Genomic DNA, 15,957 nt, shown 5'->3' with positions numbered 1-15,957 from the left:
TGCGCTTCAGCGCTGCCGGAGCCACTCCACCAGTCCGGACCAGTAGCCCGCCGCCGGCTGGGGCCATTGCCACTGTCCATCGGGGCGGGTACGGCCGGGCTGAATAAAATCGGGAGTAGCCTGCGGCACAATGCGCACCTGCGTGCCACGCCGGAACCCCAACGCCGTGCGCAGGCGGCGGGCACTTTCGCGCACCTGCACCGTGGTATCCAGCGCAGCGTACAGGCCCAGTACCGGAACCCGCAGCTGATTGAAAACAGTGTAGGGCTGTGCTTCCGCCCGCGTGTCGGCACCAGCTCCTTCCAGCACTACAAACGCCGGACGGGGCTCCCGCGCAGCGGCGGCCGCCACCACCCGCGTAGAGCTGCCGCGGGCCCAGTAGCCGGTTTTGCTGGAATCCACGCCGGTCTGCCGCCGTAGTGCCACCAATGCGCTGCTCACCGTGGCCCCCGCTATCGAATCAGGGGTGGTGCTTTCAGTAGGAACCACCAGCGCCGCTACTCCGTGCCGCGCCAGATACATGGCTCGCTGGGTGGCAGCGGCGGTTGTTGCGGGAAAAGCCACCAAGGCCAGCGCCGGATGGTGGGTTAGTGTATCATCGGGAAGCAGCAGGCGAAGGCCCTTGCGGCCGGGGAGGACCTGCTCCCGAAAGCCGCGCGCAGGCGCAGTTCCGCGCCGCACCCACACAAAATCAGCCTGTAGGCTGTCCCAATTCAGTACGCCCCGCAGGAAGTCGCCTTCCCGCACGGCCTGTACGCTGATGCCGCCTTCTGCCTGCTGCACCAGTCGGAGCTGCGGGGCTTTATAGAAGGCTTGTACCGGCTCAAAGGCCAATTCCGGCATCTGCGGGAAAGTCACTTCTGCCTGTAATTGGCCGGCACTGGTTTCCCGGAGCTCTAGTGCCACCCGCAGTTCGCTACCCTGATACGTAACGGGCCCCTCATAATGACCGGCCGGCAGTGGAGTAGCGGCCGTTTCCTCTGCTGAGTCCGCATTACCTGAACATGCCGCTACTCCGCACAGGCTTACGCTCACAGCAAGGCACCAAGTAATAGAGCAGACAAACCGGGAACAGCGCATACGCAGCAGACGGAGGTAGCTAAACAGAAAAGCCGGAATTGAGGCAGCGGTGGTACAGCGCCTTGGCACGTTAAAGGCCCTTACGCAGAATCAGGTCGTTCTGCACATCAGAGCCAATAGTGAAGGTATGTTCCCCAATCTGTTTGAAGCCAAACCGCTGATAGAACGTTCGGGCCCGCTCGTTCTTCTCCCACACGCCCAGTACCACCGCCCGACTGCCCTGCTGCCGCGCTTCCTCAATGGCGCGGCGCATCAGGGCCGCACCCAGGCCGGTCCCAATCCAGTCTTCGGCCACATACAACCGCTCAATTTCCAGACGGTCCTCGGGTGTTTTGGCCGGGTCGAGCCCCAGCGTAGAATGGAGCTTCAGCTTGGCATACCCCACGGCCTCCTGCACCATGTAGGCTACCAGAAACACGATATCCGGATCCTGCAATTCTGCCAACTGAATCTCCGGGCCAAATGTGGCCGCTTCATACGCTGCCATGTCCTCGGGGCTGTTCTGGTCGGCGTACGTGTCGTGAAACATGCGCCGGCCTATTTCGGCCAGTTGAGCAGCAGTGGCAGCAGTGCGCTTGGCTACCTGAATACGGAGCGGAAAAGACATACGGAAGAGATGTGCTCAGGAATTGTTGGCCCGCAAAGGTACAGGTCTTTAGTCCACCGTATCGTTGCCGCGCCGCTCCCGCCAGCCGTAGCGCAGCATCATCAGCGCCCCAATCATCATCATCAGGTACACTACCAGCTGGGTTGAGGCCACGGCATCAGCACCAAGCCGTTGGTAGGCGTCATACACCACGTACAGGCGCAGGACAACACCCAGCAGTAGCATAAAGCCTGCTATCAGAAACAATACGCCCACCAAACGACGGGTAGCAGAAGGAAGCGGCCAGGGCATAAGCGGTAATCAGCAAGGTAGTGTGCGGCTATACCGCACTGCGAAGAAAAGCAGTTTTCTTCCGATACGCAGACAGTTGGATTTTGATTTTTCGCCCGTACTTTTGCCTAACTCCAGAAGCGGGAGTAGCTCAGTTGGTAGAGCATCAGCTTCCCAAGCTGAGGGTCGCGAGTTCGAGCCTCGTTTCCCGCTCACTGATAATCAGCCACTTATGCATCAGCATAAGTGGCTGATTTGTTTTTGGTTTACATCATGGTTTACACAAAAACACTTCTGCCACGCCTCCGCTTCAGATGTGTTTGTAATAGCCCTATATTCCTTGATATTTCGACTAGGCAGTTAGCAGTTATTTAATAGTCACTTTTGCATTGCACATCGAAGCACCAACACATGCAGTACATCTCAGGTAGCTTAGGCCACAACAGTTCCGCTGAAGAGAAGATTATAGGAACACAGATCAATAGTGATTTTGTGTCATTTGAAGGTACCCTTGGCTATAGAATGCCCTCTGTTGGAATGCAGGGTAAAGACATTCCTTCATTCATAGCTCAAATATATGAGCATGGTATTTTAATAATAGATATCGTATCTGAGCACATACTAGGGCCAGCTGACGATAGTGATGAATATTGGATCACAGAAACTGGGGTAACAATCCCCTCGCGTGATATTGTCATTGACAACTTTGAACGCGAGATCCAAAATAGACTTAAGCAAGATGGCAGAGTTTACGATAGAAGAACCGGACAATTAAAAATTGTCATCGGCAAAGTATTAGTATTCTGCAATACTCCAGCTGACAAAATAGCCTCTCTTAACCTAATAAACCCACATATCGATCGAAATTCAATAACATCATATATAAGATCATTTATAAGAAACAGCAATAATTCCATATATGTATCTAAACAATCTCAAAGCCTTATAGAAGGGACTAAAGTATTTGCAAAAGCTCGTAAAGCGGTCTTAAATCCTGAGAGTACATTGTTAGGAGATCTTATTGACAGATCGATGGACAATACTTTTACTCTTGATGAAGAACAGCGTAAAGTTTCAATGCAAATACCTTCTGGCCCGCAAAGGATAAGAGGGCTTGCGGGAACAGGCAAGACAGTTATTCTCGCCCTTAAGGCTGCCTTGACACATAAGGAAGACGAAAAGTTGAGAATCCTATCTGTGTTCAATACTCAAAGCATGTATAATCAGATACATGACCTTATAACTAAGTATTATACCTATGAAACAAGGAGCAGCCCTGATTGGTCAGTTCTTGAAGTAATGCATGCTTGGGGAGGTAAAGGTAGGGCTGGCTTTTACTATTCCGTCTGCAAAAGATTTGGATTAAATCCGTTTGCATATGGCGATGTTAAAAATCAATTAGATCCTCTAGAATTCATTTTTACCGATCTATTAAGAAAGCTAAAATCTTTAAACCCGGATCCATACTATGATATGGTACTGATTGATGAGGCCCAAGATTTTCCACAGCCTTTCTTCGAAGTCATATATTTACTCACAAAAAACCCTAAGCGTATAATTTGGGCATACGACGAATTTCAATCGTTGAATGAATTAAAGATAAAAGAGCCTAGAGATCTTTTTGGACTAGACAATGAAGGTAATCCAAATATCCCTAATACAGAGCTTGAAGGGACATATATTGGTGGCATTGAAAAAGATTTTATATTATCCAATTGCTACAGAAATCCTAGAATTACTTTAATGACTGCCCACGGGCTAGGATTAGGAATATATCGCAAAGAAGGAATAGTCGATATTTTATCAGATAATAAATCATGGAGTGCCATTGGATACAGAGTACTTAAACCTAATAAAAGCACCTTCAAAGAAGGTGATCAGGTTGAAATAGAAAGACCAGAAACTTTCAGCAAAAACATACTTGAAAAAATATTAAAAGAGAAGGCTGCTGATGACAAGCAGCTAGTGTCTTTTGAATCCTATAGCAGCTGGAAAGAGGAGTATGATTCTGTAGCTCAGAAGATACATACACTGATTTCGACTCAGGGCATTAGCCCTGAGCAGATCATGGTAATAACACTTGCGACGCTAGGAACAGGAGAACTTTTCGGATACATGCGCCAGCAGTTAGATTTTCTTGGCGTCAAGAGTATAACTCCTGGATATATTGAATCTGCTGATACTTTTCAGGAGAAGGGGTTTGTGAACCTTCTCACTCCATATAGAGCAAAAGGGAATGAGGCAAACATTGTATTTGTAACTGATGCCCAATTCGCTATAACAAACACTTCGTTTCGTTCAAGAAACGCAGCATTTGTGTCCATCACACGCTCTAGAGGATATTGTTATATAAGTGGCAACGGGAGAAGAATCAACGAACTTGCAGAGGAAATAAGGCATATAAGTAACGATTACCCAAGGTTCAATTTCAAATTCCCTAGTGAGGAAGAGTTAAAAAGAAGAAGGGTCATCTTAAACAAAGCCGAAAACGAAATAGAAAAATCACAAAGACAGATAGATGAATTAATAAGTAAGAACCCAGAAATTTTAATTGAAACGCTAAGACAGAACCCTGATTTACTTAGCAAAATTATCAAAAAGGATGATTCCAATTAATAATGTTTTTGAAAATCTAGATGCCACTTATAAGGCATTCAAAGACTTCATAATAGACAGGAATTATTCCGAACAAAACAATGAGATATGCTGGCCCAGCTATAAATCTGGCATATCTAAGCAGGTATACTCAAAGCAGTACGAAGACTTGATTGCTAACAGACAATTTACATTTCTTCTAACAGACAGATCTGCTGTACAAATATATTATAGCTATGATAATACTGGCCTTAAAAAGATAAGACTAGCTTATTACCCAGCACCTAAAACAATCAATATCGAAAGAGAAGATATTGACACTTATTACGGAGAAACATTTAGCGAAGCTCTTGAAGCTCACTACATGTTATTGCATGATTTAATGGGACAGGGCATCTCTGTTAGCAATACAACTCACGTTCGATTTGACTATGACAGAGACGTCACATCACACAATACTAATCATCTACAGATTGACGGCATACAAGAGTTAAGAATCCCATTTAAACATATAATACTTCCGTTTCATTTTGTAGATTTTATAATACAAAACACATATAGCGATGAATATTTTAAGATAAATAAATCTCCGAATATAGTTTATCTGTTAGCATCATCCAACAAGAACTTAACTGATGTTGATATAGGACATGATTATTATTCAATATTCATGTCTATGTAGACTAAAAAGCTCGAAAGAACGGAATATTCCACAAACTATTGATTGTGGAATATTCCGTTCTTTCGAGCTTTTTATATATCTGTATCTCGAAGGACAGTAAAAACGCCCGTTTTGTTGGCGCGTTCTTCATTGTAGAAGGGGGGATTTTGTGATTTCCTTGGCTTCTTATGCTCGTTATCGAGTAGGAAGTTCGCCAGCTTACGGCCAATAGTGGGAAGCGCCTCTAATTGCTTTTGGTTGAACTGGCTAACCTTGCAGCTATTCAAGCTATGCGAAAGCAGCCTAGCTTCTGCGACGGTGAAAGAGATCATTGCCATGTGCTTACTAGTTATCGTGCCACTGTCCAGTAACCCCTTTGCAGATGCCACCAACTAGCACCCAACCTACAATTGTGTCCGGGCCTGTTGTAACCGTGTAGCCCTGAAACTGAAAAGTTACTTTTGGTAGCACTTGGCAGCACATGATTCTGTGGCCTTGTACGGTGTACTGCATGTTACTTAGAGGCTAGGAAAGCGGCCAAATGGTGTGGCCTCACCTTCTCGAACTCAGCCAAAAATTCCGCTTCGGAATTGACGCCCCGTAGTTTGCCTTTCTTATGCTCGTAGACATTGCGAGCATACTCCACTACGGCCTCCCATTCATAACCATTGCTACCTAGTGTAGCCCCGAGCCGGGCCCGGCTTTGCTCTAGGCTTTTGCCGGGGCCTAATGCTACAACGGCGAAATGCTGAGGTAGGAGTACGTATAACGTGCTCAACTCTACCGTAGGAATATGAGGCTTAATCTCGATGTGCTGATTGCTGGAACCATAGCCAGCGCCGGGATTATTCCCGCCAAATTGAAATGCCATGAGTGTACAGGGTTAGGTGAAAAAGTTACTTTTTAAATCAAGCCGGGGGTTGTTCCGTCTTGGAAAGAGATCGGAGAATTGTTGTCCTGATTGACATGCCCCGATAGGATAGGCAAGGGTTCGTCGGTGAAGCCCTGGACGGCTCGGCTTGGGTTATCAAAGGCGGACAACATGCCTAACTCTCGCATCTTGGCCGTAAGCGAAGCAATTGTGAAGGCCGTTGTATCTCTTTCGCTGCTGTCGTCTGGTATCTGCTGCGAGAAGTTGATACTGCTGAGTAGGGCCGTAATAGCCCCTGGTTTCATGTAGGGCTCTAGTTGTTTGGCCTGTTGCTGTAGCTGGATTTGGTAGCCTTTGACCTCCGCTAGTTCTTCACTGCTGAGAAGATGAAAGCCCCCTGCTTCAGATGCTACGCGGGCAATACGAGCCGCATAGTATTGAATCATGTATGCCGTCGCTTGTACATAGGTGCGGGCCGTTGTCAGGAGTAGCCAGCTGAGGCCCTTCACCTTATTGGCTATGGTGGAGAGGGGAATTTCTCGCTCTAGCGGGTTGGCGCTGTCCAACGCTTGTGCAAATGCCTCTTCCTGTTTTTGTGCCTCTAAGACCTGTGCTAGGGTATTCTCCCAATCGTGACGGCGTGCGTGTTGGAAGATAATTGCAGGCTTTACGTTAGCTCGCACGGCCATATCTCTAATCCGGTCTCTGTATCCGAATCCTGTCGGATAGTCGATGAAAGCTTCGAAAAGCACTTTTTGCCGGTTCTTCTGACTCAACTTATTTACATACAGAAGTTTATCCTTCTTTTTATCTTCTGACTTTTCCATGCTCTCTATCGTGTTTTGAGGTTTGAGAGGTATTTCAACTTCAAAAGGCTACCGCTCCTGTCTTCTGGGATTGCGTCTGTGTTTGGCGTTTCCATGCTTTCTAGCTTCTGAGGGTTTCCTTCGTTACTAGCTGATTCTGTGAGCCTGCTCTTTGTTACTTTATGCTGCTTTTGGTGGGGCTGCTTTGGGGTGCTTGTCGCGTGTATGATGACAGATTTCCGGTTATATACAAGTCGAAATCGGCCCTTTTAGGCCAGTTCCGACAAGGCCGCTTTTAGACGTGCTAGCAAGACATGCTTGTGGTTTGACAGCAGGGCCTTTTCGCGGGCCTGAGCTGCCAGCTTGCGGCGTCGGGTTGCCCGGTCTTTGTTGGCTCGGTTAGCGGCGTAGGCGGCGAAAAGCGGGCTGCTTACAAGAGCTAGCGCCTCAATTTCATCGGCTGACAGTAGTTCCCCATTAAGTTGTTCGGTAAAGCCGCAAGCTCCTAGCCGGTCCTCTAGCTCGGCTCCTGCTGCTATGAAAAATTCGGGGCTTGCTAAGTCGGCTACTGTGGTGGCTCCTAGCCGCCGTAGGTAGCTCAGCTTGCGGCTTGTCAGCTCAAAGCGGAGGGTGGCACTAGGCAGCAGAGCTTGACGCTTTTCGGCTAGTTCCCGCTGTTTGTCATACAGCTTAATTTCTAGCTCTGTGAGTAGCCGCTTTGCTCCTGTTATGCTCTTGCCCTTTTCGTACTTCAGAAACCGCTTGCCTTTATAGTCAGCAAGGGCTTGCAGCGTGGCTTGCACGTCTAACCCGTTCAGGTTGGAGCCAAAAGCTACTTTAGTAAGCTTACAACAGGAAACATTGAAGCCTAGCGTATCCGATAGGTTTTGAATAGCAGCGGCAACATCGGCGCGGGTGAAGGTGCCGCCGTTGTGGCCTTGGCCAAAGCGGTGCAGGCTGTTTTCGCCTACGTACTCTCCTAACGCGTTGCGGCGTAGGTTCAGGTTGCCCACTGTTACCGATACCCGGCGCTGTGTCAGGGTTTCGCCTAAGGCATGAGGCGTCGCAAGGGGGCTGTCTAGCTCAGCACGTAGCCAAGAGGGTACTAGCCGCTCTGGCACTACAAACCGGATAGTATCAACCATCTTGCCCGCCTTCATAGTGCTAGGCCGCTGCCCGGCTGCCAGCCGCTACCCATTCAAGTAGTTCCTGACGGTTGAAGAAAAGCCGGTTACCGCGCTTGGCGTGGGGAATAGCCCGCTCCGATACAAGCGTGTAAATGCGAGCTTTGGAAAGACGTGTAAGCTCTTGGGCAAGCTCTATGCCGCCCACTTGAGGCGCGGGCTGGGCAATGGCTTGGCGTAGGCATTGCAGCGTCTCTAGCTGCAATGCTTCTAGGTTGCTCAACCTAGAATTGATGGTTTCAAAAGGGTTAGTCATTTGCTTGGGCCGTATTGGTTTGATGCCAGCAAATGTATTGACCCACAAAAAGTTAGACCGGTCTAAGACCGGTCTATAATTTTGCTTTTCAGCGTTTTTAACTCACTTTCAACATATTCCTTTTGCTGTCCGCTAAGCCAGGGTAATACGGCTTGCACGTCTTTGATTAGAGGCTGCAATGCTTTTCCATCTATGCAAGTGCGGTTTTCAGTCTTAGACAAGTTGTTGTAGTGCTTGTATAGCTTTTCACCACTGGTATGACCGTTGGCCCGCGCTATGGCATTTGCCTCACTGTTAGATATATGCTGCCTTGTGTAGATATATAAGAGGGCTACTTGACGCAAGGACAGCTTGGGAGCATCTGCTACTTCCGGCGTAGTTGCTTCCGCTGCTGGTGCGCTAGGATGCGTCTTCCCCTGCCAGAAAGCTATTTCCTCCTCTAGCAAAGCTACTAGCCCCTTTTTAGCTTGGTATTGAGGGGGCCGGCCTCCTTTGGGAAAGTCGCTTTTCCACTGTGCTACTAGTCGTCTGGCAAAGGTTAATTCAGGTTGATAGATGCTCAGTACATCAATTGGATTTGATGTATTTGGAAATCGGGCTTGCACTTTGGCAGCCACGCGCTCAAATTCAGCCTCTATGGTAGCACCGTGAATTTCGGAGATTAGTTGGCGAGCGTCAGACATAGCGAGAAGGTGTTAAAAAGACAGATGTATTTACTTTATAGAAGCCCGTCAAACAGATTATCCATTACCTCTGAAGCGAAGGAATCCAAGTACACAGCGGTAACTGCTTCAGACTTGTGGCCCATTGCTTGCGAGATTTGGCCCGTTGCGGCCCCGCTCAGCTTCAGCGTAGTTGCGAATGAGTGACGGGCTACGTAGGTAGTGAGCGGCGTAGCAATGGCAGCCGCTTGGCCTAAGATCTTGAGGTCTTCGTTTACTTGCCCTAGTACCTTGTGGAGCCGGTTTTTTACCTGTTGAGGCGTTTGGTGCTTGGCTGTGTCGAGCACTGGAAACACATAGCTTTCGGGGCCGGCGTAGGTAAAGGGCCGATACTTGGCTACAATGGCAGCAGCAGGAGCCAGGAGCTTCAGACTGAACTTGCCGCCCGTCTTTTGTCGGGTGTAATTGAGCCGTAGCCCGGTTTCCTCAGTGCCGGCTAGGTCTTTCCAACGTAGCTGCCCTAAGTCCACGAAATTGATTCCACCGCAATAAAAGCCGAATAGAAACACGTCTTTGGCAAGCTGCTGACGCTCTTTAGTGGGCTCTAGCGCCTCTAGCCGCCGTAGTTCTTCCCGACTGATAGCACGCTTAGCCGTGCTCACGTCAAACTTGCCCACCGTGAACTTGTGCTTTTCAGCCACCGTGCGGGCGAAGGGGTAGCTCTCAGCTTTCATTAGACCGGCTGCAATGGCTTGATTGAGCACGGCCCGCAACGTGCGAAACCGTAGGGACAAGGTTATTTCCCGAATACCTGTAGCGCGGAGCGTGGCCTCCCATTCGCGGCAAAAGTTCACGTTTACACGGTCTAAGGTTATGTCGTGCTGACTAACCCATGCTGCCAGTTCTTGGCCCTTGCCCCGGCCGCTAGGGGGCGGGGTTACGTCGGCTTCAGCAGCTACGAACTTGGCTAGCTGGTTGGCAAGGTCCCGATAGACAATTGCGTTGCCTGTCTGGCCCGTTTTGGTGTAGCCCTCACTCAATTCGTAGCAGTAGGCTAACAGCTTCACGCGGCGCTGGGCTTTGCGGCTCTCAATGGCTTTAGCGGCTACTGCCGGCGCGTCGTGCTGTTCGTCGGCTTCAGCTAGGGTATCGGCTGCGCCGCTGTACTTGGCTTCCCACTCAGCCAGCTTGGTTATCAGCTTGTCTCGTTGGGGCTCGGGATAGCTCTTGCGAATGGCGTCCCTGTAGTTACTTTTTTCGGCGTTCCAATACTTAGGCAAAAGGGCCTGCCCCGTTGCCAGGTACTTGCGTTTGCGGTCTTTGGTAATGCAAACAAGCAAGGGGTGGCTTCCATCGGCTAGCGTCTTGCTAGTGAAGTAAACGATTCGGACGGTTGCCTTTCCCTCTTTGTGCTCTGTGGTTTTGCTGTTAGCCATAGTGTGTAAACCGCCAGTCGGTTTACACGACGGTTTACACAAAAGTAACAAGAAACCTCATACCCACAACAAGCCACAATAAGCAAACTTGTTGAAAAACAAGTTTTTAATACTCTAACAGGGGCAGCTAAAGAGAGGCAAATGCGCTAGTTACACAGCTTCCCAAGCTGAGGGTCGCGAGTTCGAACCTCGTTTCCCGCTAATTGTACAAAGGCCCCTGTGCTAGCCGGCACAGGGGCCTTTCTGATTATCCATTCAGAGCCTGCTGGAAGGCTTCCATAAACAGGCCTACATGGTAGCCGTCGGCCAGGCCGTGGTGCACGTTGATGGCTACGGGCATCAAGTGGCGGTTACCTTCAGGGCGCAGGCGGCCGACAGATATCTTAGGGATACTATCGGGGTGAGAGAATGAGCGGGCGTGCGTAAGACCAGTGAAGGACAGCCACGGAATAGCCGAAAAATGAATGACATCGGGGCGGGCAGTTTCGGGGCCGAGGCGCAGGCCGGTGCTATGCTGCACAGCCTCCATTTCGGCCCGTAAGCCGTTTCCGAATGTCTGCAGATCGGGATGATAGGGTACGAAACCGAAACCAAACGTATGGTCGGGGCGGCCGAGAGTAGGCGACGCATGAATCTGGTCGTAGCAGACGACCTGGGATTCCTCAATGCGGTAGCGCAGGTTTTCGACCCGGTTTACGGCCGTAAGGGCACAGTGCAGATACAGCTGAAAAAAGGAACAGTTTAACTCCCGGGCCCGGCGCAACGCCTGCGTAGCGTCCACTTCCGCTACCACACCCCAAAACGGCTCTTCAAAGCTGGAAAAGAAGGCAAAATGCTCTTTTCGATTCCAGGTATCCAGGTCAATCAGCTGCTTCATGGGCGGCAAGTTCGGTAACTTTGCTCGTCTATCTTACTTCTGCTGCCATGCCCGCGCCCCGCCTGATTGCCTTCGATGCCGACGATACACTCTGGCCCAATCAGCCCCAGTTCGATTTGGCCGAAGCCCGGCTCTACGAACTGCTAAGCCACTACGGCACGGCCGATGACCTCAGCGCCCGGTTTTTTGAGGTGCAGCGCGAAAATATGCCCTTGTTCGGATACGGGGCCAAGTCGTTTATGCTGTCGATGATTGAAACCGTCATCCGGCTCACTAATGGACAGGTCAGCGGCCAGGAAATCCAGCACATCCTCGACCACGGCAAGCGTCTGCTCGATTATCCTATTGAGCTACTGCCCCACGTACCAGAAGTACTGGCGGAGCTGAAGCAGCGCGGCTACCCGCTGATGCTGCTCACCAAGGGCGACCTGTTTGATCAGGAAAGCAAGCTGGCTCGCTCCGGCCTCGGCGACCTGTTCGACCATGTGGAAATTGTCAGCGAGAAGAATGAAGCTACTTACCAGCGCATCCTCAGCCGCCACGGCCTGCAGCCCGCAGAATTTGTGATGATTGGCAACTCGCTGAAGTCGGACGTGCTGCCGGTGGCGCGGTTGGGTAGCCAGGCCGTGTACGTGCCGTACCACACTACCTGGGTGATGGAACGGGTTTCGGAGGCGGATCTGATGGGCGTGGCATTTCAGGAAGTAGCCTCACTGATCGAAATTCCCGGCTGGCTGGCGCAGCAGTAGGCCCGGCTACTGCTTCAGAAAACGGGTGTTGCGGCCTGTGGCCTCATTGCGCACAATGTATACTCCGGCCGGCAACTCGGCCAATGACACCGGGTCGCCACCAACGGTGCCTACACGTACAGCCTGGCCCAGCTGATTGATAATCTGAAACGGAATCCCGGCCGGGCCGCTGATGGTTATCTGTGTCCCGGCCGGCACCGGAAACACCGCAAGCTCCGATGCAGCGTTGGCCTGGACGGTTATTATTGAGCTCCACGTTGCCCTGCCGTCGTGGTCGAGCTGACGCAGGCGGTAATAAGCCAGTGACAGCGGGCGGGCATCGAGGTAAGTGTAGCGCTGAGTCTGGGCTGTACTGCCTGCTCCGGCCACCCGGCTCAGCTCCTCGAACTGCTGCCCATCGGCGGAGCGCTCCACCACAAAGGCTTCGTTGTTCAGCTCCTGCGCCGTGGCCCAGCTCAACTCTACTCCACCAGCGGCCGGCCGAGCCTTGAAGTGCGTAAGTGTTACGGGCAACGGGGCCACTGCAGAGGCGGCGTAGGCCTCATGCACCCGCAGTGAGTAACTCAAACTTACCACACCCCCCACTGAAATTTCTACCTGATCAAAGGTCTGTTGCACCGGAAACTGCACCAGAGCTGCCGTGGTGCTCAGTACATTCACCGTCAGCAACGACGACAGCGCCATCGTCTGGCGGGCAGTGCGACTTTTACCCAGGTAGGTGCTCACATTGATATTACTGAGTACCCCTACGTCCAGCAGGTCGCTGCCGCTGGACAGCAGCAGGGCGGCACTGGTACCTACCGGAGCCGCCGACTCGAAGCGCAGCCCCAGCACGGCCTGCCCCAGGGCCAATGGCGGTGAAATGCGGGCCGCCGTGTTCGGATCCGTATCGGCGGCGTTACCAGCCCGGCTAATACTGCCGCAGATAATAAGCACGCAGCCGGGGTCAGTACGGCTTACGGAGGTAGCTGTTTGCATAGCGGGCGTCTGGGCCAAGGCGGTAGACTGCAGTCCGGTTATCAGGACCAGTAAACAGACAATAATCCGGAGGAAAGGCATAGCAGTAGTGGTTTATGAACCACTATATACCTGACAACAAAATCCGCTGGATTTACCTTTATATCAACTATTTACACATTCTAAAACCTGGAAATTTCTGTTTCAGAATGCTACTTACTGCATAAGCTGAGAAAGTTGGAAACACAGGCTATCCGCGCTTTTATTGCCCATATATCTGCCTAGCAAGTTTTATCTATATAGACTATTTACCAGACCAAATTGGGATAAAAAAAGAATAGCTTAACCGTTTAGCCACGACTATGCTACTGCCAGTTCCGCGCCTTGGCAGCTGAGCCGTACGGGTATTAACCAGCACCGCGTGCTACTGGCGGTACAGATACACCGCATCCCGGTTGCCCTCCTTGTCGTTATCGAAAGTCCTGCTGACCGATTGCCCGGTTACTTAGCGACAGTTCGTTGAGCAGGCAGCGCATGGCCTCCCAGCCCAGTTTCTGCTGGTCGGACAATGCGACACACCCACCTAAATGCCGCGTCGCTTTCAGCATTCCTCCGTTTTGCTGGGCCAGGCAGAAAGCGGATGACTATACGCTATGCTCACGTGCGCAAACTGGTGTTTATCAACAACCTGCCGGGCCCGAACGGCATTAAAAAGCCACAATTTCACAAACCCAACACTTTACGAATCAACCACATATACCCACAAGAAAAATAAGCTACCAACCACTAATGGCTGGTAGCTTATCGGGGGCAGCAATTGCAGCCGCTCAATGCACAGGCGGTTATTCCCGCTTGGTTTTAAGCACTTGCTTCAAAGCGGCTAGCTCGTCGCGGAGCTTGGCGGCGGAGAGGAAGTCCAGGTCCTTGGCGGCGGCTTCCATCTGCTTTTCGGTTTGCTTGATGAGCTTCTCCAGCTCCGGCCGCCCCATCATCGAAACGACTGGCTCGGCCGCAATAGCCAACGCAACATCGGCGTCGGGGCCGGAGTAGGCCGCACCTTCCTGGATGCGGTAATCCGACAGGGAGGTTTGCTCCATGATGGCCTCGCGCGACTTGCGCACGGTGCGCGGCGTGATGCCGTGAGCCTCGTTATAGGCCAACTGGGTGGCGCGGCGGCGGTTGGTTTCATCAATAGCCCGCTGCATGGAGCCCGTAATCCGGTCGGCGTACATAATTACTTTGCCCCGGTCGTTCCGGGCAGCGCGGCCCATCGTCTGAATCAGGCTGCGCTGGTCGCGCAGGAAGCCTTCCTTATCGGCATCCAGAATGGCCACCAGGCTCACTTCCGGCAAATCGAGGCCTTCGCGCAGCAGGTTTACCCCGATGAGCACATCAATTTCGCCCAAACGCAGCTGACGCAGAATTTCCACGCGGTCCAGCGTTTTTACATCGGAGTGCACATAGCTGCTCTTGATGCCCAGGCGCTCCATGTACTTCTGCAGCTCCTCGGCCATGCGCTTGGTGAGGGTTGTCACCAGCACCCGGTCGCCCATCTTCACGCGGTTGTCCACCTCATCCAGCAGGTCGTCAATCTGGTTGGCGCTGGGGCGCAGGTCAATTTCGGGGTCGAGCAGGCCGGTGGGCCGGATAATCTGCTCCACCACGACACCGTTGGCCTGGGTCAACTCATAATCGGCGGGCGTGGCCGACACATACACGGCCTGCCGGTACATGCTTTCAAACTCATTGAACGTGAGCGGGCGGTTATCGAAGGCGGAGGGCAGCCGGAAGCCGTACTCGATAAGGGCCGTTTTGCGGCTTCGGTCGCCGCCCCACATGGCCCGGATCTGGGGCATGGTGGCGTGGCTTTCGTCCACTACCAGCAGGTAATCATCGGGGAAATAATCGAGCAGGCAGAAGGGGCGGCTGCCGGGTTCCCGGCCATCAAAGTAGCGCGAGTAGTTCTCAATGCCCGAGCAGTAGCCCAACTCCCGGATCATCTCCAGGTCGAACTCCGTGCGCTCCATAATGCGCTTGGCCTCGGCGTCACGGCCTTCCTTTTCAAAGTACGCGTGCTGCTGCACCAGATCAAACTGAATTTCCTTGATAGCCTGGTTGAGCGTATCCTTGCCGGTCACGAACAGGTTGGCCGGGTACAGCGTCACCGATTTTTCGTCGGACAGCTTCTTGCCGCTCTGCGGGTCAATCTTGTGAATGGCCTCGATTTCGTCGCCGTAAAAGAAGATGCGGTAGGCATAGTCAGCATAGGCCGGAAACACATCCACCGTGTCGCCCTTCACCCGGAAGCTGCCGCGCGTAAACTCCATTTCGGTACGTGAGTACAGAATCTGCACAAACTGGTAGAGCAGGTTATTGCGCGAGTACCGCAGGCCGGGAGCCATGTAAATCACGTTTTTACTGAACTCCTCCGGGTTGCCGATGCCGTAGATGCACGACACCGAAGCCACCACAATCACGTCGCGGCGGCCGGAAAGCAGCGTGGAAGTGCAGTGCAGCCGCAGCTTCTCAATTTCCTGGTTGATGGCCAGATCCTTCTCAATGAAGACGTCGGTGCTGGCAATGTAGGCCTCGGGCTGGTAGTAGTCGTAGTAGCTGATGTAGTACTCGACGGCATTGTTGGGGAAGAACTGCTTGAACTCGCCGTAGAGCTGGGCCGCGAGGGTCTTGTTGTGGCAGAGCACCAGAGCCGGCTTGCCGGTTTCGGCAATGACGTTGGCCATGGTAAAGGTTTTGCCCGTGCCCGTGGCCCCCAGCAGCACCTGAGCCGGCTCGCCGTTGTTAACGCCTTCCACCAGCTGCTTAATAGCCGTGGGCTGGTCGCCGGTGGGTTTGAATTCTGAGGTGAGTTGATACTTCATGCAGGGGAATAAAAACAACAGACCGACGGGCGGCACGCTGAAAAACGTCAGCCTTTGATAACTACAG

General features: G+C 51.9%; 16 protein-coding genes and 1 tRNA gene. 4 read left to right on the top strand and 13 right to left on the bottom strand.

The window, feature by feature from the left end:
* Positions 1-6: 6 nt before the first annotated feature.
* The 3 genes from EI291_RS02210 to EI291_RS02200 all read right to left on the bottom strand — a co-directional run bounded on the left by EI291_RS02210 (position 7) and on the right by EI291_RS02200 (position 1,978).
* Positions 7-843 (bottom strand): hypothetical protein, encoded by an 837-nt coding sequence (locus tag EI291_RS02210; protein WP_125417627.1) that lies wholly within the window; start codon positions 841-843, stop codon positions 7-9.
* A 307-nt stretch (positions 844-1,150) separates the two neighbouring features.
* Positions 1,151-1,687: a GNAT family N-acetyltransferase gene (locus EI291_RS02205; RefSeq protein ID WP_125417626.1), complete on the bottom strand. Its 537-nt coding sequence runs from the start codon at positions 1,685-1,687 to the stop codon at positions 1,151-1,153.
* 48 nt (positions 1,688-1,735) lie between these two features.
* Entirely contained in the window at positions 1,736-1,978 is a 243-nt protein-coding gene (locus EI291_RS02200) for a hypothetical protein (protein ID WP_125417625.1), read from the bottom strand.
* 119 nt (positions 1,979-2,097) lie between these two features.
* On the opposite strand from EI291_RS02200, the gene EI291_RS02195 reads away from it, so the two are divergent.
* The 3 genes from EI291_RS02195 (at position 2,098) to EI291_RS02185 (ending at position 5,234) form a co-directional block, all read left to right on the top strand.
* Positions 2,098-2,170, top strand: a tRNA-Gly gene (locus EI291_RS02195).
* Positions 2,171-2,368: 198 nt separating this feature from the next.
* Positions 2,369-4,573 (top strand): DEAD/DEAH box helicase, encoded by a 2,205-nt coding sequence (locus EI291_RS02190; protein WP_125417624.1) that lies wholly within the window; start codon positions 2,369-2,371, stop codon positions 4,571-4,573.
* Complete coding sequence (locus EI291_RS02185) at positions 4,560-5,234, top strand: DUF2290 domain-containing protein (protein WP_125417623.1); 675 nt, start codon at positions 4,560-4,562, stop codon at positions 5,232-5,234. Before EI291_RS02190 ends, EI291_RS02185 begins: the two co-directional genes overlap by 14 nt.
* A 71-nt stretch (positions 5,235-5,305) precedes the next feature.
* On the opposite strand, the gene EI291_RS22725 is transcribed toward EI291_RS02185, so the two are convergent.
* The 8 genes from EI291_RS22725 to EI291_RS02150 form a co-directional block, all read right to left on the bottom strand.
* Positions 5,306-5,551 carry a hypothetical protein gene (locus EI291_RS22725; protein WP_125417622.1) on the bottom strand — a complete coding sequence of 82 codons (246 nt, stop codon included), beginning with the start codon at positions 5,549-5,551 and terminating at the stop codon, positions 5,306-5,308.
* Positions 5,552-5,727: 176 nt separating this feature from the next.
* Positions 5,728-6,084 carry a hypothetical protein gene (locus EI291_RS22580; protein WP_148103366.1) on the bottom strand — a complete coding sequence of 119 codons (357 nt, stop codon included), beginning with the start codon at positions 6,082-6,084 and terminating at the stop codon, positions 5,728-5,730.
* Positions 6,085-6,116: 32 nt separating this feature from the next.
* Positions 6,117-6,911: a hypothetical protein gene (locus tag EI291_RS02175; protein WP_125417621.1), complete on the bottom strand. Its 795-nt coding sequence runs from the start codon at positions 6,909-6,911 to the stop codon at positions 6,117-6,119.
* 248 nt (positions 6,912-7,159) lie between these two features.
* The gene (locus EI291_RS02170; protein WP_170172466.1) at positions 7,160-7,903 is read right to left on the bottom strand and encodes a hypothetical protein; all 744 of its coding nucleotides are present in this window, start codon (positions 7,901-7,903) and stop codon (positions 7,160-7,162) included.
* A 151-nt stretch (positions 7,904-8,054) separates the two neighbouring features.
* Positions 8,055-8,330 carry a helix-turn-helix domain-containing protein gene (locus EI291_RS22720; RefSeq protein ID WP_170172465.1) on the bottom strand — a complete coding sequence of 92 codons (276 nt, stop codon included), beginning with the start codon at positions 8,328-8,330 and terminating at the stop codon, positions 8,055-8,057.
* A gap of 62 nt (positions 8,331-8,392) precedes the next feature.
* Entirely contained in the window at positions 8,393-9,013 is a 621-nt protein-coding gene (locus EI291_RS02160; protein ID WP_125417619.1) for a hypothetical protein, read from the bottom strand.
* A gap of 35 nt (positions 9,014-9,048) precedes the next feature.
* Entirely contained in the window at positions 9,049-10,428 is a 1,380-nt protein-coding gene (locus EI291_RS02155) for a site-specific integrase (protein WP_125417618.1), read from the bottom strand.
* Between the two features lie 247 nt (positions 10,429-10,675).
* Complete coding sequence (locus EI291_RS02150; RefSeq protein ID WP_125417617.1) at positions 10,676-11,305, bottom strand: chloramphenicol acetyltransferase; 630 nt, start codon at positions 11,303-11,305, stop codon at positions 10,676-10,678.
* Positions 11,306-11,352: 47 nt separating this feature from the next.
* Between EI291_RS02150 and EI291_RS02145 the strand changes: the two genes are divergently transcribed.
* Positions 11,353-12,054, top strand: a complete 702-nt coding sequence (locus EI291_RS02145) for an HAD family hydrolase (protein ID WP_125417616.1) — start codon at positions 11,353-11,355, stop codon at positions 12,052-12,054.
* A gap of 6 nt (positions 12,055-12,060) precedes the next feature.
* On the opposite strand, the gene EI291_RS02140 is transcribed toward EI291_RS02145, so the two are convergent.
* A complete protein-coding gene (locus tag EI291_RS02140; protein ID WP_125417615.1) occupies positions 12,061-13,113 on the bottom strand; it encodes a T9SS type A sorting domain-containing protein in 1,053 nt (350 codons plus the stop codon).
* A 740-nt stretch (positions 13,114-13,853) separates the two neighbouring features.
* On the bottom strand, positions 13,854-15,890 hold the full coding sequence (gene uvrB, locus EI291_RS02135; protein ID WP_125417614.1) for an excinuclease ABC subunit UvrB: 2,037 nt from the start codon (positions 15,888-15,890) through the stop codon (positions 13,854-13,856).
* Positions 15,891-15,957: the final 67 nt, after the last annotated feature.

The sequence above is a fragment of the Hymenobacter rigui genome, assembly GCF_003944715.1.
Classification (GTDB): domain Bacteria; phylum Bacteroidota; class Bacteroidia; order Cytophagales; family Hymenobacteraceae; genus Hymenobacter; species Hymenobacter rigui.
This window is presented reverse-complemented; position numbering and strand designations above follow the sequence as displayed.